The organism is Salegentibacter flavus, from assembly GCF_900115145.1.
Lineage (GTDB): Bacteria > Bacteroidota > Bacteroidia > Flavobacteriales > Flavobacteriaceae > Salegentibacter > Salegentibacter flavus.
Genome location: NZ_FOVL01000024.1, coordinates 1 through 11,051 on the forward strand (window position 1 = coordinate 1; position 11,051 = coordinate 11,051).

Here is an 11,051-nt window from a genome sequence, read left to right on the forward strand (position 1 = left end):
GAAAAGCAGGATCTGCTCATACTTGACGATTTTGGACTTAAAGGTCTGGATAATATTAACAGGCACTCTCTTATGGAAATTATTGAAGATAGGCACGGAAAAAAATCTACCATCATTGCATCCCAATTACCCGTAGAGGCCTGGCACGAGATTATTGGGGAGCAGACTATTGCAGATGCCATATTGGATCGTCTAGTTCATACGGCTCACAGAATAGATATCAAAGGGGAATCAATGAGGAAAAAACTTAAAAATAAATAGTAAATTTAACCACAGTAGAATCGATTTTGCGCACTTAGTTTGCTATGCTCACTTTCATCCGGCGCACGTGGTTCACTTTGACCGGCTCATCCACCATGGCAAAGATCAAACACAATAATCCACTTGACACGATAGACGAAATTATTCAGGATGCAACCGATGAAGGTTTGCTCCATTTACATGCCGATGATAAGGAGTTTGAAGGCAGGTATATTAGCTTGAAGGGGAGAAAGCTTCTTCAGTTCGGGACTACCAGTTATTTGGGGCTGGGGCATGATCCACGATTAAAGCAAGCCGCCATAGAAGCCATAAAAAATTATGGTACACAATTTCCACTTTCGAAGACCTACATAAGTCATCCTCTTTACTCCCAATTAGAAACTTTGATTGAGGAAATCTATAAAGCTCCCATAATAATTACCAAGAATAGCACCCTGGGACACCTGGCAGTCATTCCCACAGCCGTTAGAGATAATGATGCCATAATTTTAGATCACCAGGTGCACTGGAGCGTACAGAATGCGGCTCAGATCTTAAAAACACGGGATGTTCCGGTAAGAATGATACGGCATAATGATCTAAATATGTTAGAGCATCAAATTAAGTGTTTAAAAGACAAGGTTAATAAAATATGGTATATGGCAGATGGGGTGTATTCTATGTATGGGGATTATGCACCATTTGAAGCGCTGGACGAGCTGTGTACTAAATATCCTCAGCTCCATCTTTATTATGACGATGTGCACGGAATGGGGTGGAAAGGTCCTCATGGAGGAGGAGCTATTTTGGATCACTACAAAGAGATTCCAGACCACATCCTGGTTTTTGGGACCCTGAGTAAAACCTTTGGGGCCAGTGGGGCCGTTCTGATTTGCCCGGATAAAGAACTCCACCGAAAGATTAAGAATTATGGTGGGCCTTTAACCTTTTCTGCCCAACTGGAACCAGCTTCTGTTGGGGCAGCAATCGCCGCTGCAAAAATTCATTTGTCTGATGAAATCTATACCAGGCAATTTCAATTACAGGAGCGAATTCAATACTTTAATAAGCTATTAAAGACCTCTGATCTGCTTCTGGTTCATTCCAATGATTCTCCGGTGTTCTTTATAGGGACCGGTACTCCGGCGACAGGTTACTACCTGGTCAGGAAATTAATGCAACATGGTTTTTTTGTAAATCTGGGACTATACCCTGCAGTTCCGGTTAAAAATACAGGCGTGAGGATTACCATTTCTTCAAAAAATAAGAAAAAGGATATTCTCCGCTTGTTTACGGCGTTGGAATCCATTTATCCGGAGGCGATAGAAAAGACCGGCACCAGTTTGGGAGCGGTAAAAAGTGCCTTTGGTTTAAAAAAATCAGGGGAGCGAGTGGTAAAAACCGGCAATTTTAAAGTAGAGCTATTTCGAAGTATCGACAAAATTTCAGAATCAGAATGGGATGGACGATTTAAAGGGAATGGGATCTTTGATTATAATGGCGTAAGGCTTTTGGAAGACAGTTTTAAAGGAAATCCAAAGCCTGAGGAGAATTGGGACTTCTATTACATTAGGCTCCTGGATAATAATAAACCGGTATTATTAAGTTTTTTCACTGGGGTCCTCTGGAAAAATGATATGTTGTTACCAGAGTATGTTTCCCAAAAGGTCGAAAGGATAAGGGCGGAAGATTATTATTATCAGACCTCCCGGGTGTTATGTATGGGGTCTTTAGTATCGGAAGGGGACCACCTTTGGGTTGATAGGGAATATTCAGGGTCGGAAAAGCTTTTGGAAGTCTTTCTCAAAACTGTAGAGAATATTAAAGATAAGATTCAGGCCGAAGCAATTGTCCTGAGGGATTTTGACCATGACTCCAACTTTGAGGCTCTCATAAAAAAATCAGGATATATCCCAATGGAAATGCCTGATTCCTGCATTCATAAACTGCATTGGGAGAAGGATGACTTTAAATCAATATTAAGTAAGCGCAACAGGCGCCATCTAAAAAATGATATTCTCAAATACCAGGATTTAATCAAAATAAAACACGCTGAAGTTTTAACCCCAATCGATCTGGAGCAAGCTTATAAACTTTATCAGCAGGTAAAAGATCAGAATCTTGCCCTAAATACTTTTTACTATCCATACAAATTCTTCGAAACACTCAACACGAATAAAAACTGGGAGTTTCTTGTGGTTTATCATCCTGCCAATGTAGATGAGCTTATTGGTGTGATGTTCAATTACAGGAATGGCAACACTTATATTCCTGCACTGGTAGGCCTTAATTATCGCTTTAACCAGGAATTTGCCTTATATCGCCAATTGCTATTCGCAACCTTGAAGGCAGCTAAAACCGGTGGATTTGAAAAAGTAGAGTTAGGCTTCAGCGCAAATTTCGAAAAACAAAAATTAGGTGCAGAACTAAATCACAAACTGGCCTTCATTCAAATGGATGACAATTATAAAATGGAGGCATTGCAGGCATTATAGCTGTAATTTCTACCGATGAAAACCAAACATTTGAAAATACGATTGCCCCATTATTATCTAATTTTTCAAGGTTATAATGATATGTATGATCAAATTATTGAAAAGTTTCGCAATTCTCTACAGACAATAGGGGAACATTCTAGTTGGTTGGAAAAAGCGGAAAAAGGAATAAAGATTTGTAACAAAACGATTTCCAAATTAAAGAAACTGGTTGAAAAGGAAGATTTTGAAAGTGTTACTGAAGAGATTTATTTTTTCAAGCACATCAAACCAATTCCGATGAGTTATCTTATTTTCTATTCTGAGGTAAGATCCTGCGAACATTTAAAACCAAAGGCAGGGAATAGTTTCCAGGTAAGATTTCTGGAAAAAGAATTGAAGAAGGTCAATAAATTCTTTCAAAAGAATAATGATTTTGTGATCTATATGGAACAGAATCACAATTATATAGATCATCAACTCTTTACCCGGGATCACAGTTCCAATTATCCATTTACTCCCATTCCCAATTATTATCAGTACCCTGAATTCTCCAGTAGCCATGGAATGCTTTGGGCAAAAGTTCAGGCTATGTATAAATATATTCACTACATCCGGGAATCCATTCAATGTCTTCAGCCCGGAAGCAAAAGTCTTTTCTCTGATAAAAAACATGCATTACTCAAATGGTCCGGATCAAAAACCTCGCTGGTTGAGCTTATCTATGCTTTATATTCCGTCGGATATCTTAATCATGGAACCGCAGACCTTAATATGATCGCCTCCTCGTTCGAAGACTACTTCAACATCAAACTCGATAATATATACAAGACCTATTCGGAGATAAAGGCACGCAAAGAAAATCGCACCAAATTCCTCACAGAACTTCAGGATCATTTAGAAAATAAGATGTGCCAGGAGGATCGGTAGTCCAGTCGTACTACGAATCCTAATTTGATATAGATACTTTTAAATTTCCACTGGTCTTACCGGCAATTATCCTTTCAATTATACTGTATTATTTCGAATTGATATAGGAATCCCACTTTGTTAAATCAATCGTAGTCAGCTTGATATATCGAAAAACTTCCCAGACTTCTTCACAGTTTTGTTATCAGAAAGTCAAACCAGCGGAGGATCCTGCCGTAAAAAAATATAACCGTGGCGGGGTCCTTTTTAAAAAAAAAAACAAATTATGCCAGTACATGTAGCAACCTGGGAAGATCTCCAGGAAATTAAAGAAGATTTTCTTAAGGAGATCAGTCAGTTAATTCAGGACCGAATTAAGCCCCCGAAAAAAACTTATTTAAAATCATCGGAAGTAAAATCCATGCTTAAGATAAGCACAGGGACTTTGCAAACTCTAAGAGTTAATGGAACCCTGCCCTTTAGTAAGGTTGGGGGGATAATTCTTTATGAAAAAGAAGATATCATAAAGATCATAGAGGAGAATCGTGTAACTAATAGTTATTAAAATGAATTATTTAAAACATCTAAATGCCATTTTTGAGAAGTTCAGGAAGGATTCCAGACCAAATTCCACCCATTTAAGTCTGTATTTTGCCTTGCTTCATCTTTGGAATTTACACCGATTTCCAGGAATGTTTTTTCTTCATAGACAAGACGTAATGGATCTGGCAAAGATAGGTTCTAAAACAACCTATCATCAATGTATTAAAGACCTGCATCATTGGGGCTATATGCATTATGCACCCTCTCATAATCCATTAAAGGGGAGCAGGGTAAGGATGTTCGATTTTGGCACTAGCTCCGGACAAGTTCCGGACAAGCAACAAACAAGTGATGAACAAGCAGTGGTACCTTTAATAAACAATAATAAACCTTTATTAAACACAAATAAACAGGGCAATAGCCCAAGTTTTGAAAATTTAGAAAAATATTTTGAAACCCAGGGCAGTGACCTTCGGGAAGCCAAAAAGTTTTTTGATTATTATCAAAAGGCCGGATGGAGAACTAAAGCAGGCACCCCGGTTAAGAATTGGAAACAACTGGTAAGAGCCTGGCTTCATAAAAATGCAAACGTCTACGCAGTGTCCGAAAATCGGGACAACCTCTATACCACTAAAAATAAGAATTATGGAAAGCCTCTATGAAATTAAGGAGGATGGCAAATCTCATATCCTGGGCAGGGTTAGAGATAGAAAAATTCATTATGATTTTGGAGCCATCTTAAAATATCTTGAATGGAAGGGCCAATCCCGGTATGGTCAGAAATTCGTATTAGATCCTATAGATAAGAGCACTGTCTTTAACTTATGCGCTTATACCGTAGCCGATAAAGAGCTATGTGAAAAGCTCGGCCTGGACCTTCGGAAGGGCATATTTTTATCGGGACCGGTGGGTTGCGGAAAAACCGCCCTGATCCAACTCTTAAGAAATCTTATTCCTCACCGCAAGACCTATCAGGTTATTCCGGCCCGCAATATAGTATTTGCGTTTAATCACCTGGGGTATAAAATAATCGCTGATTACGGAAACGCAGGGCCTATTTGCTTAGATGATATAGGAGTGGAACCAACCGGAAAATTCTTCGGCAGGGATTGTAATGTGATCGGAGAAATTCTGATCTCCAGGTATGACCGATATCCGCCAAGGATCCCACTAACACATATAACCACTAACCTCAATGCCGATGAAATAGAGGAGAGGTATGGTTCAAGAGTAAGAAGTCGCATGCGACAAATGTTTAACCTAATCGCTTTCCCAGGGGATAGCAAAGATAAAAGAATGTAAATTATGAAAATAGCAACCTGGAATATTGAAAACATATACTACAGGCATATCGACCTGGTAAGGAAGGAGTGGAGCTGGTCATTACAGCGATGGATGGAGGAATTTGAAAATATCCTGAGGCAAGATTCTAAATCAGAATCTCAAATCTCCCGGTTAAGAGAGCTCTCATTTTTAATGGGAATCAATAAAATTGCTTCCCGGCCTTATGCACTAATGCAGCGGCGTGGAGGGCGGCTCTTTGTAAAATCTTTCCATCGGGAACGCTTAACTGAGGTTAACAGTGATTTTCATTGGCAAGGTTGGATCAGAATTAACAATTATCCTATCTGTCAAGATGCAATTCAGCACAAGGTTAAAATGATCAGAGAGGAAGCTCCTGACATATTAATTCTGCAGCAAGTTGAAAACAGGGAGAACCTGAAGGATTTTGTGGAGACGTATCTTAAGGATAAGGGATATACCGGAGTTTATCATTTTGATACCAATACGGAAAAGGACTTAGGATTCGGATTGCTTTTAAAGGATCAAATTCGCTTAAGGTCCTTTCAAACTCACCTTGATCAAAAGGCTGATTTTTTCAAATTGTTTGAGAACGATCTTCAGCGGTATGAGCTGGAAACCCCATCAGGACCCCTTTTGATTTACAATACTGATTTCACCTCACATTATGATAAAAAATCACAGATTTTCCGGTCCCGGAAATCCCAGGCTCAGCGTATAGCTAATTGTCTGGAAAAGGAAAACCCAGAGGTACCGGTAATCTTTTTCGGATGTTTACAAACTCCAAGGTTCTGCGATTCCGTTCAGCCCATTACCCAATTAAGGGGGTATTCTTCCATTCTTAAACATTCGGGATTCCGGACAGAAAGAGATGGGAATTATCAATCCCTTGGAGCCTATGCTCGTGGGGTGAATTTGCGGCAAAGCATGTATGCCATAGTGAACTCAAAATGTTTTTCCCGAATGGAGGCATCTGGAATAAATAGAAAAGCCATTTATAATAAAGACAACAGGGTATTCACCTATGATAGCATCCGGGAAGAGAAGGATCAGGCAAGTAATCATCCTTTGCTATGGATGAGAATTCCGTAATTGTCCCGGAATAATTTCTTAAAATTTAATATAAATTATAAGAACCATAAAAATAAGGTCGCTCTTGCGTTAAAGCCACCTTATATCTACAATACTGATTTCATAATCGAATAAATTTCTTCTCAGAACCAAAAATTTAAATCTGATGAAGAAATCATTCTACCTCACACTTTTTTTGTCCCTGAGCTCTATCCCACTATTTGCACAAATTGGTGGGATAGAGAATTCAGTAGCCGATATGGCTGATACCGTAAGGGCTGTTTTCCCAGTAATCCTGGGGGTTATATTCCTGGTAGGTTTCCTTTTCAATGCCGGTCATTTTTTCGGAGAAAACAGTGATCTAAAAAAAGGGATTACCCGCGTTTTAGTCTTTGTGTTAATAGCCGGAGCAGTAGTTGGCATTTTCACCTATCTAATAGGAATTGTTGTATAATGGCAGCTTTTGAAATATACAGGCATATCCGCCAGAAGGCATTGATCTTTGGATTAACAGTAAATCTTTTTGCTGTTCAGATGCTAGCCATTCTACTAAGTTTATTAATGCTAATTTTTTCTTTCAGTTTAAGTCTTCTGGCAATTTTGCCCATAGTAAACAGCGGGCTTTACCTGCTCTTAAGGTACTTTTTAAATAACCCCGGTCTAAAGGGGTTACTACCGAAAGGAAAAAGAATTTATTCCGGTAAAAACATAACACCTATTTATTATGAGGAAGATTAATTTAAACGCTCATCCTCCATTGTGTTATGTAGATGGAAATTTCGCTATCGCTTCCAATGGAAATCTTATGATGGGCTATCAGCTGGAGCTTCCCGGGATATTTGGGTTGGACGAAAAGAATTTTGAGGAACTATTTGAAACCTGGTTTCAGGCGTTCAAGAATTTCCAGCCGGGAATAATTATTCAGCGCATAGATAGATTCGAAAGGATTCCCTTCCAGTTTAAGCATCACGAAAAGCCTACCACTTATCTCTCCAGGGCTACAAGAAATTATTTCACTGGGCGGGAATATTTAAAGCAAACCAGTTACCTGTTTTTTATTCAACCCAGACCCGGACAATCTCCAATTGATCGATGGAAAAATCCATTCAGGACCATATCGGAAAAGGAAGTTGAAAACCTGGAAGGGATTGCCAAAGGTTTTAGGGGGAGGATATCAGATTGCGAATTATTTCTTAATAACTCGGGAAAAATTAAACTTATTTCATTCTCATCTGATGATTGGAAGTCCTTTACAAGCGGTTATTTTAATTTATTTCAGCTGAATGCTACGGATGTAGAACCAGGAGCGGATTCTCTCAGCGTGGGTCAAAAAAGGCTAAGGTCCTTAATTATAAATAACGAAAGATGTTTTAAGGCTGCAGTGAAAACGCAAAAAGCTAATTCCGAGTTCAGCACTAATGAATTTTCCTTTCCACAGGGCTTTTTAGATGGTGTTGGGTTAAAGGCCTTTTTCGATCATATGGTTGTTCAAAGCATATTTCTGGATTCTAACAGGGCCTGGATAAAGACTTTAGAAAGTGGGCGGGAGGCCCTGAAGAAAAGTGTCCGCTTTGGGAGTATAAACCAGGTCAATCTGGAAAGAGTAGAAGAGCTCCTGCAGAAGATCAACCGGGATGAACAGGCGCGGATTGTCAGGGGCCATATGCAGGTTATACTCTGGGAAGATACCCAGCAGGCCCTTCAACAAAACATATCACAGATAAATAGTGTATTTAGGGAATTAGATATTGAAGCCTATCTTCCTGGCCCATCAGAGAATCTGCGATACTTCATTACCGGGTATCCCGGGAACCTCAATTCTTTGGAAGGGGAGGACTTTTATGTAACCGATCTAAAGCACTGTCTATGCCTGTATTTGAACTCCGGTAATTATAAGGTCGATCCTACGGGCATATATTTCAATGATCGTCTTCAGAACATCCCTATTCTCAAGGATGTCTGGGATGAAGACAAGAAGCGAATAAAAGCACGGAACTTTGCAATTTTTGCTCCTACCGGGGAGGGAAAGTCTTTTTTAGCAAATAATATTATAAGGCAATTATATGAGGCAGGTACCCGCCTGGTCATTATTGATCTTGGAGGCTCCTATGGAAAGCTCGCCAGGTTGTATCCGGAAGACTATATCATAATTAGATATCAGGAGGGCCAGGCTTTAGGTATAAATCCCTTTTATTTTGGACAAAGCGAACCTACTCCCGATCAGTTGGAGGAATTAGCTGATTTTCTATTTGAATTAACGGCCTGGCAAAGACCGGTATCCAAATCTCATAAGGTCTTACTCAAGAAGATCCTGCAGGAATTCTATACGGAATGTACTGCACCGGATCTGGAGGAATTCTATAAATATCTTCTAGCCACAAAGAAGGATCATTCTTTATCCGGTCCGGCTGATCATCGGTTGAACCTGGAACAGTTTATCCTTCAGTTATCCGAGTATACCGGAGACGGATTATATAGTTTTTTGTTTGCGAAGGGAGAGCAGCAGGAGTTGTTTAAACTGGCAGATAAGCGATTCATCATTTTTGAACTGGATGAGGTGAAAGATAATCAGGAGATCCTTTCTGTAATGCTTAAGCTTATTAAAACTGCGGTACAAAAAAGCATTTGGAGAAATCCGGAGGAACGCGGAGTAATCTTATTTGATGAATTTGCCAAGCAGTTGAAATTCGGTAATGTCCTGGAAAGTGTAGAGTTTTATTACCAGGCTATACGCAAACAAAACGGTGCCATAGGCATAGTACTACAATCTATTAATCAATTACCAGAGGGTTCAGTATCGGCCAGTATACTTGAGAATACACAAATAATTTACAGTCTCAGAAATGAGAAAGGCTATGACCAATTATGCCGGAGATTACATCTTAGTAATCATGATCATCATCTGCTGAAATCCATTCGAAACAATTTCAGGGGTCCCAGGAAATATACCGAAATCTTCATTAAAATAGGAAGTGAAAGCAACATCTATCGTCTTGAAGTTCCTCCCGAAGTATATGCTGCCTATCTCACCGACGGCAAGCACAACCAGCAAATATTAGAACTCCATAAGCAATGCGGAAATATGGAGAAAGCCATTCAACAATTTTTAAATCAACACTCATGAAAACAATTCTCAGTTTTATTTTAATTGTGATCCTTGCAAGTACTGGCATGCGGTCACAGGGGATGCCCGTGTACGATAACACTAATTTCATTGCTCTGGGCAAATCCCTGATAGAATCAGCCAAGCAGACTTCAGAGCTTCTAAAGACTGTCAAATTTCTAAAGGAACAGAAAGAGAAGATCGAGCAGGTTAATTCCGTATTGAAGCAGCTCAAAATGGTAAGAGAGATCACTCAGAATAATCAAAAACTATTTGAGATGGTACAAAATGATCTGAGGGAAATTATTAATTCCCCATTCATTAAAGCCGAGGAGATCAATACGATATCGGATTCCTTTAATAGTTTGGTCGACATAGCCCTGGAGGATCTGAATTTTATGCAGGGAATACTAACCAGCAATTTTTTAAATATGACAGATTCGGAGCGGATTCTTCTTTTGGAAGAACAAAAGCAGAGGTCCCGTCAAATGGTAGATGAATTGCAGCGTAAGAAACGAAGGTATGAGCAGGTCATAGAATTCAGGAAGCTCCACCAGAAAATCAATCAACGAGAAACCGGTTATTAGGATGGATCTCAGCCTGGAATACATCGACGCGATCTTCACCACAATCAAGGAAGCGGAATTCTCCCGGTACACTATTACCGGGGTAAAAGTCTTTGCCGTACTACTCTTTCTCGTCAATATTATTATGAAGTATGTGGAGGGCGCGGCAGACCGGAGGGGATATACCTGGGGACTATCTCCGGCCGACCTGATAAAGAACCTTGTTATTGTTCTTTTGGTAATTTATTCCACGCAAATTCTTTCAGCCTTTGACCAGCTATTGGTTGCTATCGAAACTGAGTTTGTAGATACTGCTCCTGCGCTGGTTCCATTACAATTACAGGATATCGAAATCGAACAGGATACCGGTTTTCTGGAAGCCGGAGGGAAGGCCTTAGGCATGTTATATGAATATCTGGTGACGCCGTTTTATCCCATGAAGGTCATTGCCTTTATAATCAGCTTATTTCTTTGGATACTGGATCTCTTTATTTACCCATTATTTCTAGCAGAGCGATTTTTCATATTGGGTTTAATGCAGGTGTTTTTTCCACTTATAATGAGCCTTGCAGTATTTGAGAAATTCCGGCAAACCGGTTATAACTTCTTCAAAATATATGCAGCGGTATATATGATCGTACCGGCATTTTTCCTGGTTAATATATTCATTAATAATCTGTACAAGGCGATCAATGCTGAATTCTGGCCAAATTTAACCGGTGGTGATCCCGGAGTGCTTGAACCTGTTGTGGAATTGGGCTCTATCGCTTTCATTGTCCTGTTGAAATTCAAATTATATAAAAGAGCGATTTCTTTCACTTTTAAACTTTTCAATAACTGATG

General features: G+C 39.5%; 11 protein-coding genes. All 11 read left to right on the top strand.

The window, feature by feature from the left end; all coding sequences use genetic code 11:
• Nucleotides 1-261: ATP-binding protein (locus BM266_RS14795; protein ID WP_175494818.1), on the top strand; the 261-nt coding region annotated here is incomplete at its 5' end.
• A 95-nt stretch (nt 262-356) separates the two neighbouring features.
• Nucleotides 357-2,735, top strand: a complete 2,379-nt coding sequence (locus BM266_RS14800) for an aminotransferase class I/II-fold pyridoxal phosphate-dependent enzyme (protein WP_093411069.1) — start codon at nt 357-359, stop codon at nt 2,733-2,735.
• 15 nt (nt 2,736-2,750) lie between these two features.
• Nucleotides 2,751-3,644, top strand: coding sequence for an RteC domain-containing protein (locus BM266_RS14805; protein WP_245760464.1), 894 nt, complete (start codon nt 2,751-2,753; stop codon nt 3,642-3,644).
• Nucleotides 3,645-3,909: 265 nt separating this feature from the next.
• Entirely contained in the window at nt 3,910-4,188 is a 279-nt protein-coding gene (locus BM266_RS14810; RefSeq protein ID WP_093411073.1) for a helix-turn-helix domain-containing protein, read from the top strand.
• 1 nt (nt 4,189) lies between these two features.
• Nucleotides 4,190-4,828, top strand: a complete 639-nt coding sequence (locus tag BM266_RS14815) for a hypothetical protein (protein ID WP_093411075.1) — start codon at nt 4,190-4,192, stop codon at nt 4,826-4,828.
• On the top strand, nt 4,812-5,468 hold the full coding sequence (locus tag BM266_RS14820) for a P-loop NTPase family protein (protein ID WP_093411076.1): 657 nt from the start codon (nt 4,812-4,814) through the stop codon (nt 5,466-5,468). The genes BM266_RS14815 and BM266_RS14820 overlap by 17 nt, the downstream gene beginning before the upstream one ends.
• 3 nt (nt 5,469-5,471) lie before the next feature.
• Nucleotides 5,472-6,560, top strand: a complete 1,089-nt coding sequence (locus BM266_RS14825; protein WP_093411078.1) for an endonuclease/exonuclease/phosphatase family protein — start codon at nt 5,472-5,474, stop codon at nt 6,558-6,560.
• A 145-nt stretch (nt 6,561-6,705) separates the two neighbouring features.
• The gene (locus tag BM266_RS14830) at nt 6,706-6,993 is read left to right on the top strand and encodes a hypothetical protein (protein ID WP_093411080.1); all 288 of its coding nucleotides are present in this window, start codon (nt 6,706-6,708) and stop codon (nt 6,991-6,993) included.
• Between the two features lie 270 nt (nt 6,994-7,263).
• Entirely contained in the window at nt 7,264-9,663 is a 2,400-nt protein-coding gene (locus tag BM266_RS14840) for a TraG family conjugative transposon ATPase (protein ID WP_093411083.1), read from the top strand.
• Nucleotides 9,660-10,229: a conjugal transfer protein gene (locus BM266_RS14845; protein WP_093411085.1), complete on the top strand. Its 570-nt coding sequence runs from the start codon at nt 9,660-9,662 to the stop codon at nt 10,227-10,229. Before BM266_RS14840 ends, BM266_RS14845 begins: the two co-directional genes overlap by 4 nt.
• 1 nt (nt 10,230) lies before the next feature.
• Nucleotides 10,231-11,049 (top strand): hypothetical protein, encoded by an 819-nt coding sequence (locus tag BM266_RS14850; protein ID WP_093411087.1) that lies wholly within the window; start codon nt 10,231-10,233, stop codon nt 11,047-11,049.
• The last annotated feature ends 2 nt before the right edge of the window (nt 11,050-11,051 follow it).